The organism is Pseudomonas songnenensis (assembly GCF_003696315.1).
In the GTDB taxonomy this organism is placed as follows: Bacteria; Pseudomonadota; Gammaproteobacteria; order Pseudomonadales; family Pseudomonadaceae; genus Stutzerimonas; species Stutzerimonas songnenensis.
Window position 1 is genome coordinate 125,420 of the sequence record NZ_RFFN01000004.1, and the last position, 16,204, is coordinate 141,623.

The following is a 16,204-nucleotide window of genomic DNA, read 5'->3' on the forward strand; positions in this document are numbered from 1 at the left end:
ACCCCTGCGCGGCGCTTTCAGCACTGACGGAGGAGACACAAGGTGAACTCGTTAACCGGTGGCTGCCTGTGCGGCAACGTGCGCATCGTGACGGCGGGGCAGCCCTATCGAGTCGGCGTCTGTCACTGCCTGGACTGTCGTAAGCATCACGGCGCGCTGTTCTACGCCGCTGCGGTGTTCCCGCAGGACGCGATAACCATCGAGGGCGAGACGGCCGAATACGCCGGACGGCATTTCTGTCCGCGCTGTGGCTCATCGGTTTTTTCCCGCCTCGCCGATGAAATCGAGGTGCATCTCGGCGCACTGGATGCACCCGACCAACTGACGCCGACCTACGAATGCTGGACCGTGCGCCGCGAAGCCTGGCTGCCCCAGTTTCCGCTCAACCGGCGCTACCCCCACGACCGCGACGATTCCAGTCGCTTCGAGTGACCTTCATTGCCCGCTGGCGATCAGCTGCTGCTCTGTTTTCTGGGTGTTCGGCAGCACGCGGATCGCGATGAACTTGGAGGTTGGCGTATGGCTGCGCGCACCGAAGCTTTCCAGCGGCACCAGCGGGTTGGTTTCCGGGTAGTAGGCGGCGGCCTGGCCGGGCGGGGTGTCGTAGGCGAGCAGGGTGAAGCCGCTAACGCGCCGTTCGATACCGTCGTCCCATAGCGAAACCAGATCGACCTGCTGGCCGGCTTCCAGGCCCAGGCGCTGGATGTCGGCGGGGTTGACGAACACCACCTGGCGCATGCCTTTCACCCCACGATAGCGATCATCCAGGCCATAGAGCGTGGTGTTGTACTGATCGTGGGAGCGCAGCGTCTGCAGGATCAGATCGGCCTCCACGCCGTCATGGCGGGCTTGCTCGGGTAGCAGATCGGCCGGCAACGGTCGCGCCTTGAACTCGGCGCGACCGCTGGCGGTGTTCCATTCGCGCCGGGCAGCGGCATTGCCCAGGTAGAAGCCGCCAGGGCGATGCAGGCGGTGGTCGAAGCCGGCGAAACCCGGGATGGTCGCCGCGATCAGCTCGCGGATTCGTGCGTAGTCCTCCACCAGCCAGAGCCAGTCCACCGGGCGCTTGCCCAGCGTGGCAGCGGCGATACCGGCGACGATGGCGGGCTCCGAACGCATCTGCGTCGACAGCGGCTCGAGCTGGCCCCGGGAGGCGTGGATCATGCTGAACGAGTCTTCCACGGTCACCGCCTGCGGGCCGCAGGCCTGGCGGTCGATGTCGGTGCGGCCGAGGCAGGGCAGGATCAGCGCTTCGCGACCCATGGTCAGGTGGCTGCGGTTGAGCTTGGTGCTGATCTGTACGGTCAGCGCGCAGTTGCGCAGCGCCTGCTGGGTGCGCGGGGTGTCCGGCGTGGCCTGGGCGAAGTTGCCGCCCAGACCGATGAACACCTGCACCTCGCCGGCCAGCATGGCCTGGATGCATTCCACGGTGTTGTGCCCGGGCTGGCGGGGCATCGGCAGGGCGAACTGACGCTCCAGCGCATCCAGTAGCGCGGCCGGCGGGCGTTCGTTGATGCCCATGGTGCGATCACCCTGCACGTTGCTGTGGCCGCGCACCGGGCAGGCACCGGCCCCAGGCTTGCCGAGGTTGCCGCGCAGCATCAGCAGGTTGGCGATCTCCTGGATGGTCGCCACCGAATGATGGTGCTGGGTGATGCCCATGGCCCAGCAGACGATGGTCCGCCCGGCGTCGCGGTAGATCGCGGCGGCCTGGCCGATCGCGGCGCGTTCGAGCCCGGACTGCTGCTCGATCTGCGCCCACGGCGTGGCATCGATCGCTTCCAGATAGGCATCGACGGCATGGGTGTGCTCGGCGATGAAGTCGCGATCGAACACCGCCGGTCCGCCGCTCCCCAGCGCTTCGCGTTCCCATTGCAGCAGGTACTTGGCGATGCCGCGCAGCACGGCCAGATCGCCGCCAAGGTTGGGGCGCAGGTAGAGGCTGTGGGTTGGCGCGTCCTGGTTGGCGAGCATCTCGATGGGCTTCTGCGGGTGCTGGAATCGTTCCAGGCCGCGTTCGCGCAGTGGATTGAAACAGACCACCTGGGCACCGCGCTCCAGCGCCTGGCGCAATGGTTCGAGCATGCGCGGATGGTTGGTGCCGGGGTTCTGGCCGAGGACGAAGATCGCATCGGCGTGATCGAAATCTTCCAGCGTCACCGTGCCCTTGCCGACGCCGATGGATTCGGTCAGGGCGACGCCGCTGGCCTCGTGGCACATGTTCGAGCAGTCGGGAAAATTGTTGGTGCCGAAGCTGCGACCGAACAGCTGGTAGAGATAGGCCGCTTCGTTGCTGGCCCGACCGGACGTATAGAAGGCTGCCTGGTGCGGGCTGGTCAGGCCGTTCAGGTGTCGGGCGATCAGCGCGAACGCATCATCCCAGGTGATCGGCCGATAGCGGTCGCTGGCCGCGTCATAACGCACCGGTTCGGTCAGGCGCCCCTGGTATTCGAGCCAGTAATCGCTCTGCTCACGCAGCTGGCTGACGCTGTGGCGGGCGAAGAAGGCGGCATCCACGCGGCGGCGCGTGGCTTCCCAGTTCACCGCCTTGGCGCCGTTCTCGCAGAACTTCACCGCACCGGCCTCCGGCGAATCGCCCCAGGCGCAACCGGGGCAGTCGAAGCCGCCGTTCTGGTTGGTCTTGAGCATGGCGCGGATGTTCTTCAGCGCATTGCCGCTGCCGAGCCAGGCGCTGGCCACGCTGCGCAGGGCGCCCCATCCGCCAGCCGGGCCGGCGTAGGGTTGGAAACGGGTGGCGGGATGGAAGCGGGACGTGCGGCTCATGGGTGACATCCGTTCTGGTCGGGCAGCGCAGGCGCGGGGCTGTAGACCCGCGGAGCGCTGTGGTGGGGCAGATGAATGAGGTTGAGGTGGTGCTGACGCGCCCACTGCACCGTCAGCTGGGTCGGTGCCGAGAGGCTGACCAGCGTGCCGATGCCGGCGCGCACGGCCTTGTGGATCAGTTCCAGGCTGCAGCGGCTGGTGACCACGACGAAGCCTTCGCTCGGCTTGCGGCGTTGCAGCGTCAGCGCGCCGATCAGCTTGTCCAGCGCGTTATGCCGGCCGATGTCCTCACGGCAAAGGGCGATCTCTCCGTGGCCGTCGACATACAGCGCCGCGTGCAGTGCGCCGCTGTCGCGGGCCAGCAGCTGGGCGTTGGCGATGCGCTGGCGCAGATCGTGGAAATGCCCTTCGGGCGGCAGATCGATTGGCGAAAGTGGTGCGAGCTGCGGCAATGCCTGCTCCAGCGCCTGCACACCGCACAGACCGCAACCGCTGTGGCCGGCCAACTGCCGCCGTTGCTGCTTGATGTGCCAGAACGCCCGCGGGCTCACCTGCACTTCGGCATGCTGCGCGCTGCCATCGCCCCGCAAACGCAGGTCGCGTAGATCATCGATGCGCTCGATCAAGCCGGCGCTCAGGCTGAAGCCGATAACGAAGTCTTCCAGATCCAGCGGTGTCACCATCATCACGGCCTGATTGAGGCCGTTGTAGCCGATGGCCAGGGCGCATTCGTCAGCCAAGGGGGCCGCGCCGAGATCCGGAGCATTGGCGCTTGGGGCGTTGAGGGTGGCGTATTGCATGGCGATGGCCTGCGACAGGTCGACGCAGGGAGCCTAGGAGCGCAGGGAGGGATCGTCCAATCGCTATGTTCGATAGGGTGATCGAGCGTGTCGATCGCCCGTCAGGAGATGGCAGGTCTTTGCCGCTGCAACAGCTCGCGCGCTTCGTTGAAACAGGCTTCGCCCAGCGCGGATCGCAGCGAGCCGCGACGCAGGATCAGCCCCAGCGGCGCGAGGGTACTGGCGTTGTCGATGGGCGTCAGCGTCAGCCCGCTGTCCAGCGCCTCGAGTCCGCTGTCGAGCGGCATGATGGCGCAACACAGACCGGCGCCCACTGCCTGCAGCAGATGGTGCACGGCATCGGTCTGCAGCCGCGGTGCCAGACTCAGGCCACGGCTGCGCAGCGCGTGGTCGATGGACTGGCGAAAGTGCATGCCGCCGGTCAAAAGACCGAGCGGAAGATCGGCCAGGGCCTCCCAGCTCAGCGAAGGCGCATCGAAGCGGAAATGGCGCTCGTCATGCAACAGCCCCATGCGGGTTTCGCCGAGCGGCAGGCTGGTGAAGTGCGCCTCATCCAGCCGTTCCAGGTAGGACAGGCCGAGATCCAGCAGATTGCGATTGAGCCGTTCGAGAATCTGATCGCTGCTCAACGCGAACAACTCGAAGCGCAGGTTCGGATGGCGCTCGCCGAAGGCCTGCACCAATTGCATCGGGTCGAAACCGGCCAGCGGCACCACGCCCAGGCGCAAGGTGCCGACCAGCTGGCCACGGCAGGAGGCGGCTTCGGCCAGCAAGCCGTCCTGAGCGGCGAGCAGGCTGCGCGCCCAGGCCAGGATGCGTTCGCCTTCGGCGGTGAAGCCTTCGAAGCGCTGGCTGCGGATCACCAGTTGCAGGCCGAGTTCGTCTTCCAGGCTGCGCAGGCGCATCGACAGCGTCGGCTGGGTGACATGGCAGCGCGCCGCCGCCTGGCTGAAATGCCGCGTTTCGTCGAGCGCCACGAGAAACTTCAGCTGCTTGATATCCATGCCCGCTCGCCTCGAAGGTAATGCGGACGGCACCTTAGCACGCCGTCAGGGGGCGTCGAACAGTGGCTGCAGCCCGCTGGGCACCACGCCTGTCCAGCGCTTGAAGGCGCGGCGGAAGTTGGTGGTGTCGTTGAAGCCCAGGTGCCGCGCCACAGCCTCGTTACCCAAGCCACAGGCCTGGTAGAGGTAGAGCGCGACGTGCTTGCGAACCAGGTCCAGTTGCTCCTGGAAATGCGTACCGTGCTTGGCCAGCTTGCGCTTGAGCGTCGCCGGGCTCATGGCGAACGCGACGGCGACGCGCTCGAGATTCAGCGGCTCGCGGATGTGCGCTTCCAGGTACTGGTAGAACGCATCGAGAAAGGCGCACGGCCCGTCCAGCGCATCGATCTGTTGCTGGCTGGCCTGCACCGCGACCTGGCCCACGGTGGTCGACGCCTCCGGCCAGGGCTGATGCAGGTATTCGCGCGGCAGGCTGAGCAGGGTCAGCTGGCGGTCGAACTGCAGCGCATCGCCCAGATGCACCCAGTACTGCTCGATGTGCCGCGGCTGCGCATAGGCGAACTGGAAGCGCCAGGGCAACCGCAGACCGGAGCCGCGTTTGCACAGCGCGACGATGGCGGTCAGGTGCGCCTCCACGAGAAACCGCTGGTGCCGCCCGCTGGCGCCGCCATCCAGCCAGTACAGGTGAATCTGGCGCTCATCCAGCAGCAGCCTTGGAGCCAGTAAAGGGCAGAGCAGGGCGCGGAACTGACAGAGGCGCTCGAGCGCCTGCTCGAGATTGCCGGCATTGGCCAGCGCCAGGCTGACCTCGCCGTAATGGCCGGGCAGCAGGCGCTGGCCGAAGAGGAAACTGCTGTCCGCTGCGCCAAGCAGGCGTTCCGCGTTGCCGATCAGGGTCAGCAACTGCGCCGGGCTGACCCGTGCCCGGCCACTGGCGATGTCTTCGTAGAACAGCCCGCTGCCGCGCAGCAGCGTGTGGCTGTCGATGCCGCGCGACAACGCCAGGTCCAGCAGGACCGCCGGCTGGTGATGCGCGGCGATGAAGCGGCTGTCCCACTCGTACCAGCGTAAGGGGCTGTTCATGGTCGTCTCAGGCGCAGCGCGGCAGTGACTGCTTGGCCTTGGCCAGCGCGAGGTTGAGGCGCTTGAGCAGCTGCTCGGCATCGTCGTCGAAGGCCATCACCACCGCGGTACTGGCGCGCAGATGCAGGCGTTCGCCATGCTGGCGCGTCTTGTGGGCGAGGCTGGCCACGGCGGTCTGCAACTCCCCGGCAAGCTGCCGCGCCTGCTGTTCGGCAGTATCCGGCAGGAGCACGACGAAGCGATCGCCGGCCAGACGACAGAGCAGGTCCTGATGGCGAAGGTTGAGCACCAGCAGCTGCGCCACGGCCTGCAGCACCAGATCGCCCTCGGCCTGGCCGTAGCGCTGATTGACCCGGCTGAAGTCGTCCAGGTCGATCGCCAGCAGAGACAGCGGGCGCTGCTCCTCGTCGGCCTGGCGCAGGGTCTGGTCGAGCTGCCGCCGCAGATATTCGGCGGTGCTCAGCGGGGTGAGGTTGTCGAACAGCCGATGTTCGCGAAACAGCCGCTCGCGCTTGTGCATCTGCGCGTTGATGGCGCGTTGTTCCTGGTTCAGGTGGTAGATGCCGAAGGTCAGCAGCAACAGACCCACCGGCATGGGCGCGGTTTCCAGCCAGTTGTCCCAGGCGATGCTGGCGGGGATCTGGATGAATTCGTCGAGCAGGTCCATCCACCAGGAAAAGCAGATGCAGGCCAGGCCCAGTGCGAGCAACCGTGTCACCCGGCCGGCCGGGCGGCTGTGCAGCAGCATGACCAGCCAGGCGAGGGCGAGGGCGGCGCAACCGCCTTCGCCGACGACGTCCATCCAGTCGATCTCGCCCCAGGATTTGACCGTGCCGACGGCGAGCAGCAGCTGCAGGCCGACGTTGGCGGCCAGGGCGAGGCCGAGGAGGGTGAGGGTGTGGAGTTTGAGGAGGGATTTCATGAGGTCTCCGTGGCGGGTTCGCGCCAGTGCGTGAGGGCACGGAAACAGATGGATGTGACGGTTGGATGAATGGGGTGGGGGTTGAATTGGCTCAGGGTTTTTTTTGGTTGGTTGCTGATTGGACGGTTTGCGGGGTGGCTCGGGAATGTGGTTTGTCCTGGTGGGTCAGATCAGTTCTGGACGAGGGGCTTGCTGGCATCGAGTAGATGCCGATTGCCGAGTCGCCTGGTGATTCAGGTTTCGCCCTGCTGGGCGAGTCACTTTCTCTTGCTTGGCCAAGAGAAAGTAACCAAAGAGAAGGCCACCCCGACATCCGGGTTTTGCTTCGCAAAACTCCCCTCCCTCCGGCGTTGCTCCGGGGGCCGTCGCGAAGGGACGTCCCTGTCCCTTCACTCCTCGCTCGGCGTCCTGCCTCGCGTCCCCCTACGCAACGCCTACGCTCGGCCTCCTGACGGGTAGCGAGTCCGAGGTGCCTGATAGATAGGAGGCTTGGTTTGTGTTTTTGAGCGGTTGAAAGAGTCATCAGGCGACTCCAATCGCCCTTCAGAAGGTGAACGGCGGCGTAGGAAGCGAAGGGCCGGATGCAGGGGCAAGCCTTTTTACCTACTTTTTTCCCGGCCGGGCAGGTGCGTCTGGAAAAAGTGACTCGCCCAGCAGGGNTAGCGAGTCCGAGGTGCCTGATAGATAGGAGGCTTGGTTTGTGTTTTTGAGCGGTTGAAAGAGTCATCAGGCGACTCCAATCGCCCTTCAGAAGGTGAACGGCGGCGTAGGAAGCGAAGGGCCGGATGCAGGGGCAAGCCTTTTTACCTACTTTTTTCCCGGCCGGGCAGGTGCGTCTGGAAAAAGTGACTCGCCCAGCAGGGCGAAACAGAAACCGTCGCCCCCTTCGAAATGCGGCTCTGGCGCGCAGCCCGCACTAAAAAACCAGGTCATATCAGCTCAATCCCGCTCGCAAAATCCCCGAAAACCCACTCTTCCAAACCCTCCCAAATTTTCTGTCACAGAACCGCCATATCCCCCACCTACCGTCCGCTGCAGTTCCGGGATCGACCCGGCAAACACCATTCGGGGGAATCGTTCATGAACACATACCGCAGCGGCATCCGCCATGCAGGATTCCGCATCAGCCTGCTGGCCCTGGCTGTCAGCGCCGGTTCGGCCTGGGCCGAGGAGCCGCTGGTCATGGAGCACGTCGAGGTCATCGGCCAGGCCGTCAGCATCGACGAGGCACTGAAGGACCAGCGCAGTTCCGACAGCGTCAAGAGCGTGGTGCATGCCGATGGCATCGGCCAGCTGCCGGACGACAACGCCGCCGAAGCGCTGCAGCGCATTCCGGGCATCTCGGTGGAGCGCGACCAGGGTGAAGGGCGCTTCGTCAGCGTGCGTGGCATCGCGCCGGACCTGAACAGCGTCACCATCAACGGCACCCTGGTACCCTCGCCGGAAAGCAAGCGCCGCGCGGTGGCGCTGGATGTGCTGCCGTCCGAGCTGGTGCAGTCGCTGTCGGTGGTCAAGACGCTTACCCCGGACATGGACGCCAACTCCCTGGGCGGCACCATCGAGGTGGAAAGCCTCTCGGCGTTCGATCATGACGGCCTGTTCTACAGCATCAGCGGCGAAGGCAGCTACGACGAGAATGTCGAGAAGACCAGCCCGAAATTCTCCGGGGCGATCAGCAACCGCTTCAGCCTCGGCGATGGCGTTGACAACTTCGGTGTCGCCGCGGCTGTCAGCTGGCAGGAGCGCAAGTTCGGTTCGGACAACGTCGAAACCGGCGGCAAGTGGGATTTCGCTGACGATGGCGCCCGGTTGCGAGAGTTCGAACAGCGCGATTACGAGATCACCCGCGAGCGCACCGGTTTCGGGCTGAACTTCGACTACAAGCCGGATGACGTCAGCAGCTATTACCTGCGTACGCTGTACAGCCGCTTCAAGGACACCGAAACGCGCAACGCCGCCGGCGTGGAGTTCGAGGACGCCCAGTTGCCCGGCGAAACCGGCGATGCCGAAGGCTGGCGCGAGCTGAAATCGCGCGAGGAAACCCAGACCGTCCAGTCCTATGTATTCGGTGGCGAACGCATGATGGGCCTGTGGACCCTGAGCGGGCAGGTCGGCTACAGCCAGTCCCGCGAGCGCAACCCGGGTGGAATCTCCGGCGCCACCTTCGAAGGTGATTTCGCCGACGCCGGGTTCTCCAGCAGCCGCAAGCCGCGCCTGACGGTGGATTCGGCCTTCTACGATCCGGCTTCCTTCGAGCTGGACGAAGTGGAGTGGGAGAAGAGCGACACCCGCGACCGCGAGAAGAACATCCGCCTGGACCTGGCCCGCGACTACGACATCCAGGGCTACGCGGCGCAGGCCAAGTTCGGCGGCAAGCTCAGCCGCCGGCACAAGGACAACGACAGCGAGGTCTGGGTCTATGACGACTTCGACGATCTGTCCCTGGTCGATTTCCAGGGTGGCAACGTCGACTACGCGCTCGGCCGCTTCGGCCGCGGCATCAGCGCCTCGGCGATCAAGGGTGCGATCGCCGGGCTGGACGCCAGCGAGTTCTACGACGAGGAGGAGTCGCGCATCAATGACTTCGACATGCACGAGGACATCAACGCCGCGTACCTGATGAACACGGTGGACGTTGACCGTTGGCGTGTCATCGCCGGCCTGCGCTACGAGGGCACGCGCTTTCGCGCCAAGGGCACCGGCATGCGCGAGGATGAGTTCGAGTCGATTTCCAGCAGCAACGACTACCATCACTGGCTGCCCGGCCTGCACCTACGCTACCAGCTGACCGACGACACGCTGATCCGCGCCGCCTGGACCAACAGCGTGGTACGCCCGACCTTCGGCCAGCTGGCACCCGGTTTCGTCATCGATGGCGACGACGCCGAGTTCGGTAACCCCGATCTCAAGCCGCTGGAGTCCGTCAACTACGACCTCGGCATCGAGCACTACATGGGCCGCGCCGGCGTGGTATCCGCCTACCTGTTCTACAAGGACATCGACAACTTCATCTACAACACCGACCTGGCCGGCACCGGCCAGTGGGCGGCGTTCGACGAAGCGCTCAGCTTCCAGAACGGCAGCAGCGCCAAGCTCTATGGCCTGGAGCTGGCCTACTCGCAGAAGCTCGACTGGCTGCCGGCGCCGTGGAACGGCCTGTTGCTGGGCGCCAATGCCACCTTCAGCAAGTCCGACGCGGACATCGAGGGGCAGGGCATGCGCCGCAGCATCGACCTGCCGAACCACTCCGATACGGTCGGCAACCTGATGGTTGGCTGGGAAAACGACAAGCTGAACCTGCGCCTGGCCGCCAACTACAAGTCCGACTACCTGTACGAGGTGGCCGGTATCGACGACAAGGCCCACGACCTCTACGTCGACGACCAGCTGTTCGTCGACTTCAAGGCCGGCTACTTCCTCACGCCGAACCTGCAGCTGACCTTCGAGGCGCTGAACCTGACGGACGAGTCCTACTACGTCTACACCGGACACCGCTCCTACAACGCCCAGTACGAAGAGTACGGCCCGACCTACAAGCTCGGCCTGACCCTGACTCACTTCTGACCCCTTGCCGCTCCGGTGCCCGCCGTTCCCCTTTACGGCCGGGCACCGGCCTGCGGCACCTGAATGGATATCGCATGAACGCATTACCCAAAACCCTGCTGCTCGGCCTGTGCATCACCCTGGCCGCCTGCCAGTCCGCCGGTCAGGACGAGGCGCCACAGAGCACGCAGCTGAGCATCTCAACGCCAGCGCAGACGGGCCTCGAATACGCGCAGCTGCTGGCCGGCAATGGCCCCTGGGCGAATGCCGGGCGCGTCCAGCTGGACAAGCAGGGCCTGCGCCTGCTGGACAAGGCCGGCAACACACTGGCCCAGCACAGCGGGCGTTTCGAGGGCCTCGACCATCGCCTCGACCGTCGGGGCCTGCTGCTGGCCACCGTGGAGCGCAAGCGCCAGCAGGCGATGCTGATCGGCCTGGATGACAACCGGACCTGGAGCCAGCCGCTGTATCTGCCGCGCACCGCGTTCGCCATCGAGGGGCTGTGCCTGTACCGCGACAGCGCGCGCAACGACTTCGTATTCCTGCTCGGCGAGGAAGGTGTCGGCGAGCAATGGCTGGTGGGCAGCCAGGGCCGCCTGCTTGATGAGGCACGGCGCGTGCGCGGGCTCAGCCTGCCGCCGCAGAGCACCTTCTGCCAGACCGATGACATGGCCGGGCAGCTCTACGTCAACGAGGAGAACGTCGGCTTCTGGCGCTACCCGGCGGATGCCGAGGCGCCGCTGCAGCGTGAGCCGGTCGATCTGGTCAAGCCGTTCGGCGCGCTGACAAAGGTGGCGGCTGGCATGGCGTTGGTGCCGGGTGGTCTGTTGGCCCTGGATGCCGAGGCGCCGGCGCTACACCTCTATCGCCAGAGCGAATCGGGTTGGCAGGCGGACGGCGTGCTGCCGCTGGAAGGCCTCGATGAGCCGGAACGCATCAGCGCGCGTCGCACCTCCGAAGGAGTCGAACTGCTGCTGGCGGACGAGCAGGGCGTGCATCGCGCCCAGTTGGCGTGGCAGCCACAGGCGCTGCCGCATCCCGAACCCATCATCAGTCTGGCGGCAGCGGTGGAGACCGGCCCGGTGCCCAGTCTGGGTGACGCCGCCGATGACCCGGCGATCTGGGTCCATCCGCGCGATCCTGCGCAGAGTCGCGTGCTCGGTACCGACAAGAAAGGCGGCCTGGTGGTGTACGACCTGGAGGGTCGCCAGCTGCAAAGCCTGACCGTCGGCCGGCTGAACAACGTCGATGTGCGCAGCGGCTTGCGCCTCGGCAGCATGCGCGTGGACCTGGCCGTGGCCAGCAACCGCGATCACAACAGCCTGCACCTGTTCGCCATCGACCGCGCGAGCGGGGTGCTCCGCGATATCGGCCAGATCGCCACGCCGCTGAGCGATATCTACGGCCTGTGCATGTTCCAGAACCGCCAAGGTGTCACCTACGCGATCGCCAACGACAAGGACGGCACCTTCGTCCAGTACCGCCTCGATGGCCAGTCCGGCCAGCTGCAGGGTGAACTGGTACGGCGCTTCAAACTGGACAGCCAGCCCGAGGGCTGCGTCGCCGATGACCGTGGCGAGCGGCTGTTCGTCGGTGAAGAGGACGTCGCGGTCTGGGTGGTCGATGCCCGTGCCGAGGTGCCGGCAGCGCCCCGGAAGGTGATCGGCGTCGGCGGGCCGGTGTACGACGACATCGAAGGCCTGGCGCTCTACCACGGCGAGGGTGGCGATTACCTGGTGATCTCCAGCCAGGGCAACGACAGCTACGTGGTGCTCGATGCCCAGGCGCCGTATGCCGTGCGCGGCGCGTTCCGCATCGGCCTGAATGCCGAGCGCGGTATCGACGGCGCTTCGGAAACCGACGGGCTCGAGGTCACCTCGGCGAATCTCGGCGGCATCTGGAGCCGCGGCATGCTGGTGGTGCAGGACGGCCGCAAGCGCATGCCCGAAGGCACGCAGAACTACAAATACCTGCCCTGGTCAGCCATCGCCGATGCGCTGGGTCTGGATTGACGTCATCGCCCGGTAACCGACCCGCCATCCAATAGCAGCTGCCCGTGCGGGCAGGAGGAAACGATTCATGCAAACGACTCTCGAGCACATGTCCGTCTGGGGCCTGATCAGCGAGGCCAGCCTGGTAGTGCAGGCGGTGATGGTGATCCTGGTGCTGGCTTCGGTCTCCAGCTGGTACCTGATCATCCGCCGCAGCGCCGCGCTGCACCGCAGCGAACGCCTGCTGCGCAGCTTCCAGCAGCGCTTTCGCCAGGGCGGCGATCTCGCCCAGCTCTACCGCGAAGGGCAGCAGCAGCCGCTGCCGGAGGAGGCCGCGTTGCAGCGCATCTTCCTCGCCGGTTACGGCGAGTTCGCCCAACTCCAGCGTGAAGCGGGCATCGCCCCGGATGCGGTCGCCGAGGGCGTGGAGCGCAGCCTGTACGTCGCCATTGCCGAGCAGGAGGAACGCCTGGAGAACGGCCTGCAGTTCCTCGCCACGGTGGGTTCGGTAAGCCCCTACATCGGCCTGTTCGGCACCGTGTGGGGGATCATGAACTCCTTCCTCGGCCTTTCGCAGGTACAGCAGGCCACGCTTTCCACCGTCGCGCCGGGTATCGCCGAGGCGCTGATCGCCACGGCCATCGGCCTGTTCGCGGCGATTCCCGCGGTGATGGCCTACAACCGCTTCGCCGCCCGCGGGCAGACGCTGGTCGGCCGTTACTACGCCTTCGGCAACGAGCTGCAGGCGCGCCTGCATCGGCGCCTGCACGCTGCTTCGCCCAGCGTTGCCGCAGCCGCCTGAGGAGGTCAGCCATGCTAGTCAGGCCACAGCGCAAACACGGGCCCAAGGCGGAAATGAACGTGGTGCCCTACATCGATGTGATGCTGGTGCTGCTGGTGATCTTCATGGTCACCGCGCCGATGCTGGTGCAGGGCGTCAAGATCGAGCTGCCGAAGGTGGCGGCCGAGGCGCTGCCGGTGGAGAACGAGCGGCAGATCCTGACGCTTTCGGTGAAGGCCGACGGCGGCTTCTACTGGAACCTCGGCAGCGAACTGGACGTCGAGAACCAGACCGACAGCGCCGTCGACCTGGCCGAGCTGCAGGCCAAGGTCGGCGCGGTCATTGCCGCGCGGGGCGACACCCAGGTCTATATCCGTGCCGACGAGGCGGCGGACTACGGTCGTGTGGTCGCCGGTATTGCCGAGCTGCAGCGCGGCGGGGTGGTCAACCTGGGTCTGATCACCGAGGCGCCGGCCGCTGCGGGGCAGGAGCGATGATGGCGCTCGGCTTGTCGGCGCCGCCCGCGGCAGTGCTCACACAGCGGCGATGGACCAATGCTGCCGGCGCGGCGCTGACCACGCTGGGCTTGCATGCCGGGCTAATCGCCCTGCTGCTGACCAGCTGGACGCCGACGATGGACGCACCGGTCGCCACTCAGGTGATGCAGACCCAGCTGATCAGCCTGCCATCCCCGGCGCCAGTGCTGCCCGAACCGCCGGTCGCGGAACCGGTCGAAGCGCCGCCGCCCCCCGTTCAGGTCGAAGCACCAGCGCCACAGGTAGAGCAGGCCGACCTGGCCTTCAAGCGCGCCGAACGCGAGCGCGAAGCCGAGCAGCAGCGCAAGCAGCAGATGGAACACCGGCGCGAGGAGCAGGCCCGCCGCGATGAACAGCAGCGCCGGGAGCAGGAGCGCGAGCGTCTGGCCGAGCAGGCACGGCTGGACGCGCAGCGCCGCCAGGCCGAGGCCGAGGCAGCGGCCCGTGCCGAAGCGGCCGAGCGTGCCCGGCAGGCGGCTGCCGCCGACGCAGCCAGCCGCCAGTACCTGCCGATCGCCAAGAAGCCGCCGGTCTATCCGCAGCGCGCGTTGGATTCGGGACTGCAGGGCGCCTGCACGGTGAGTTATACGGTGGACGTCCAGGGACGGGTACGTTCGCCCAAGGTGGTCGGCGACTGCCATCCGCTGTTCATCCGGCCGTCGCTGATCGCGGCCCAGAGCTTCCGATATCAGCCGCGCATCGTCGATGGGCGGGCGGTGGAGGTGCCCAATGTGCAGAACACCTTTCATTACCGCATCGAGTGATGCGGTTCAGTCATTCAGGATTCGTTTCGATGAAACAGGATTTCAGCGATTTTCACGCCAGCATCGCCGCCCATGACGACCAGGCGATCAACCCCAGCCGCAACGCGCCGCTGCAGGATGTCATCGACCGGCGCCGCCGCGGCCTGCTCAAGGGCGGGCTGGGGCTGGCCGGCATCGCCTTTCTCGGCGGCGCAATGGCCGGCGCCCGGGTTGCTGCCGGACCGGCGCGACTGATCGGTTTCCAGGGCATTCCGGCGCAGCTCGACCCGCAGTTCGACCGGGTCGAGGTGGCGCCGGGGTACAGCGCGCGGGTGTTCTTTTCCTGGGGCGACCCGGTGCTGGCCGATGCGCCTCAGTGGCAGGCCGATGCCAGCGACGACTGGCAGGCGCAGCTCAAGCAGGCCGGCGACAACCACGACGGCATGCATTTTTTCCCGTTTCCCGATGCGCCGGACAGCCACGGCCTGCTGGTGATCAATCACGAGTACGTCAACCCGACGCTGCACACCGACGGCATGCGTCTGGAAGAAGGCCGGCGCCCGCTGGAACAGGTGCGCAAGGAGCAGGCGGCCCACGGTCTGAGCGTCATTGAAGTGCGCAAGGATGCCCGGGGCCAGTGGCAGCGGGTGTTGCCGTCGCGCTACAACCGGCGCCTCAGCGCGTTGACGGAGATGGCCATTTCCGGGCCGCTGGCCGGCCATCCGAGCATGAAGACCGCCGCCGACCCGGCTGGCAGGACCGTTCTGGGCACGCTGAACAATTGCTCCAGCGGCTTCACCCCCTGGGGTACCTATCTGATCTGCGAGGAGAACTGGCACAACTACTTCGTCAACCACGATCCGCAGGACCTGGCGGCGCGGGTCTCGCACCAGCGTTACGGCATCGCCGGCAGCGGCTTGAGCAAGCTCTACGGCTGGGAAACCGCCGATCCGCGCTTCGATGCCACGCCGCAGGCTGACCAGCCCCACGGCGGCTATGTCAACGAGCCGCACCGCTTCGGCTGGGTGGTGGAAGTCGATCCGTTCGCCCCTGACAGCGTACCGGTCAAGCGCACCGCGTTCGGCCGTTATTGCCGCGAATGCTCGGTGCTGTCGCTGGGCGAAGATGGCCGCATGGCGTTCTACTCGGGCGACGACACCAAGGGCGAATACGTCTACAAGTTCGTCCCCAGCGGTCGCTTCGTGGCCGGGGCGGACGCCGACAACCGCCGCCTGCTGGATGAGGGCACGCTGTACGTTGCCCGCTTTGACGCCGACGGCAGCGGTGAGTGGCTGGCGCTGGTGCATGGCGAGCACGGCCTGACCGCGGAGAACGGCTTTCCCGGCCAGGCCGAGGTGCTGCTCAATGCCCGCGCTGCCGCCGACCGCGCCGGCGCAACGCCGATGGACCGACCCGAATGGGTGGCGGTGCACCCGCACAGTCGCGAGGTCTACGTGACCCTGACCAACAACGACGGCCGCGGTGCGAAACAACCGCTGGACCGGGCCAACCCGCGCCCGAACAACCTGCACGGGCAGATCCTGCGCTGGCAGGAAGCGGGCGGTGATCCGACCGCCACGCGCTTTGAGTGGGAGGTCTTTCTGCTCGCCGGCGAGCGCAGCGGGGCGCGGGACGCCCAGGGCAATCCGGTGGCGGCCAATCTGGTCGGTACGATCGACGGCGACTGCTTCTCCTCGCCGGATGGTCTGGCATTCGATGCCGCTGGCCGGCTGTGGATCGAGACCGATTTCGACGACGACCAGCCAGCCATGCAGGCCATGGGCACCAACCAGCTGCTCTGTGCCGACCCGGTCACCCGGGAGGTGCGGCGTTTTCTGGTGGGCCCGCGTGGTTGCGAGATCACCGGCATCACCTGGAGCCCGGACTACCGCGCCATGTGGCTGAACGTGCAGCACCCGGGGCTGAGCTTTCCGGCCAGCGACGGCCAATCACGTCCGCGCTCGTCCACCGTGCTGATCACCAAGGACGATGGCAGCGTGATCGGCAGCTGAGGCGC

12 protein-coding genes are annotated in these 16,204 nt (G+C 66.4%); 7 read left to right on the plus strand and 5 right to left on the minus strand.

The window, feature by feature from the left end; genetic code table 11:
- Nucleotides 1-42: 42 nt before the first annotated feature.
- Nucleotides 43-432: a GFA family protein gene (locus EA798_RS12825; protein ID WP_122099202.1), complete on the plus strand. Its 390-nt coding sequence runs from the start codon at nucleotides 43-45 to the stop codon at nucleotides 430-432.
- A gap of 3 nt (nucleotides 433-435) precedes the next feature.
- Here the strand turns inward: EA798_RS12825 and EA798_RS12830 are convergent, their stop codons facing one another.
- The 5 genes from EA798_RS12830 to EA798_RS12850 all read right to left on the minus strand — a co-directional run bounded on the left by EA798_RS12830 (nucleotide 436) and on the right by EA798_RS12850 (nucleotide 6,593).
- Nucleotides 436-2,784: an FdhF/YdeP family oxidoreductase gene (locus tag EA798_RS12830; protein WP_122099203.1), complete on the minus strand. Its 2,349-nt coding sequence runs from the start codon at nucleotides 2,782-2,784 to the stop codon at nucleotides 436-438.
- Complete coding sequence (gene fdhD / locus EA798_RS12835; RefSeq protein WP_122099204.1) at nucleotides 2,781-3,584, minus strand: formate dehydrogenase accessory sulfurtransferase FdhD; 804 nt, start codon at nucleotides 3,582-3,584, stop codon at nucleotides 2,781-2,783. Before fdhD ends, EA798_RS12830 begins: the two co-directional genes overlap by 4 nt.
- A 101-nt stretch (nucleotides 3,585-3,685) precedes the next feature.
- A complete protein-coding gene (locus EA798_RS12840) occupies nucleotides 3,686-4,588 on the minus strand; it encodes a LysR family transcriptional regulator (RefSeq protein WP_122099205.1) in 903 nt (300 codons plus the stop codon).
- A gap of 45 nt (nucleotides 4,589-4,633) precedes the next feature.
- Nucleotides 4,634-5,671 (minus strand): AraC family transcriptional regulator, encoded by a 1,038-nt coding sequence (locus tag EA798_RS12845; RefSeq protein ID WP_106155043.1) that lies wholly within the window; start codon nucleotides 5,669-5,671, stop codon nucleotides 4,634-4,636.
- Nucleotides 5,672-5,678: 7 nt separating this feature from the next.
- Nucleotides 5,679-6,593 carry a GGDEF domain-containing protein gene (locus EA798_RS12850; protein ID WP_122099206.1) on the minus strand — a complete coding sequence of 305 codons (915 nt, stop codon included), beginning with the start codon at nucleotides 6,591-6,593 and terminating at the stop codon, nucleotides 5,679-5,681.
- 1,080 nt (nucleotides 6,594-7,673) lie between these two features.
- On the opposite strand from EA798_RS12850, the gene EA798_RS12860 reads away from it, so the two are divergent.
- From EA798_RS12860 to EA798_RS12885, 6 genes are all read left to right on the plus strand, one after another.
- Nucleotides 7,674-10,157 carry a TonB-dependent receptor gene (locus tag EA798_RS12860; protein ID WP_122099207.1) on the plus strand — a complete coding sequence of 828 codons (2,484 nt, stop codon included), beginning with the start codon at nucleotides 7,674-7,676 and terminating at the stop codon, nucleotides 10,155-10,157.
- Nucleotides 10,158-10,231: 74 nt separating this feature from the next.
- Complete coding sequence (locus tag EA798_RS12865; RefSeq protein WP_122099208.1) at nucleotides 10,232-12,148, plus strand: phytase; 1,917 nt, start codon at nucleotides 10,232-10,234, stop codon at nucleotides 12,146-12,148.
- Nucleotides 12,149-12,215: 67 nt separating this feature from the next.
- The gene (gene tolQ, locus EA798_RS12870) at nucleotides 12,216-12,929 is read left to right on the plus strand and encodes a protein TolQ (protein WP_122099209.1); all 714 of its coding nucleotides are present in this window, start codon (nucleotides 12,216-12,218) and stop codon (nucleotides 12,927-12,929) included.
- Nucleotides 12,930-12,940: 11 nt separating this feature from the next.
- Entirely contained in the window at nucleotides 12,941-13,405 is a 465-nt protein-coding gene (gene tolR / locus EA798_RS12875) for a protein TolR (protein WP_048329290.1), read from the plus strand.
- A complete protein-coding gene (locus EA798_RS12880; protein WP_122099210.1) occupies nucleotides 13,405-14,208 on the plus strand; it encodes an energy transducer TonB in 804 nt (267 codons plus the stop codon). The genes tolR and EA798_RS12880 overlap by 1 nt, the downstream gene beginning before the upstream one ends.
- Nucleotides 14,209-14,237: 29 nt before the next feature.
- Nucleotides 14,238-16,199 carry a PhoX family protein gene (locus EA798_RS12885; RefSeq protein ID WP_122099211.1) on the plus strand — a complete coding sequence of 654 codons (1,962 nt, stop codon included), beginning with the start codon at nucleotides 14,238-14,240 and terminating at the stop codon, nucleotides 16,197-16,199.
- The last annotated feature ends 5 nt before the right edge of the window (nucleotides 16,200-16,204 follow it).

Excerpts from the sequence above, each read along its gene's own strand:
- EA798_RS12830 (WP_122099203.1), bottom strand. The coding sequence starts at position 2,784 with ATGAGCCGCACGTCCCGCTTCCATCCCGCCACCCGTTTCCAACCCTAC.
- fdhD (WP_122099204.1), bottom strand. The coding sequence starts at position 3,584 with ATGCAATACGCCACCCTCAACGCCCCAAGCGCCAATGCTCCGGATCTC.
- EA798_RS12840 (WP_122099205.1), bottom strand. The coding sequence starts at position 4,588 with ATGGATATCAAGCAGCTGAAGTTTCTCGTGGCGCTCGACGAAACGCGG.
- EA798_RS12845 (WP_106155043.1), bottom strand. The coding sequence starts at position 5,671 with ATGAACAGCCCCTTACGCTGGTACGAGTGGGACAGCCGCTTCATCGCC.
- EA798_RS12850 (WP_122099206.1), bottom strand. The coding sequence starts at position 6,593 with ATGAAATCCCTCCTCAAACTCCACACCCTCACCCTCCTCGGCCTCGCC.
- EA798_RS12860 (WP_122099207.1), top strand. The coding sequence starts at position 7,674 with ATGAACACATACCGCAGCGGCATCCGCCATGCAGGATTCCGCATCAGC.
- EA798_RS12865 (WP_122099208.1), top strand. The coding sequence starts at position 10,232 with ATGAACGCATTACCCAAAACCCTGCTGCTCGGCCTGTGCATCACCCTG.
- tolQ (WP_122099209.1), top strand. The coding sequence starts at position 12,216 with ATGCAAACGACTCTCGAGCACATGTCCGTCTGGGGCCTGATCAGCGAG.
- tolR (WP_048329290.1), top strand. The coding sequence starts at position 12,941 with ATGCTAGTCAGGCCACAGCGCAAACACGGGCCCAAGGCGGAAATGAAC.
- EA798_RS12880 (WP_122099210.1), top strand. The coding sequence starts at position 13,405 with ATGGCGCTCGGCTTGTCGGCGCCGCCCGCGGCAGTGCTCACACAGCGG.
- EA798_RS12885 (WP_122099211.1), top strand. The coding sequence starts at position 14,238 with ATGAAACAGGATTTCAGCGATTTTCACGCCAGCATCGCCGCCCATGAC.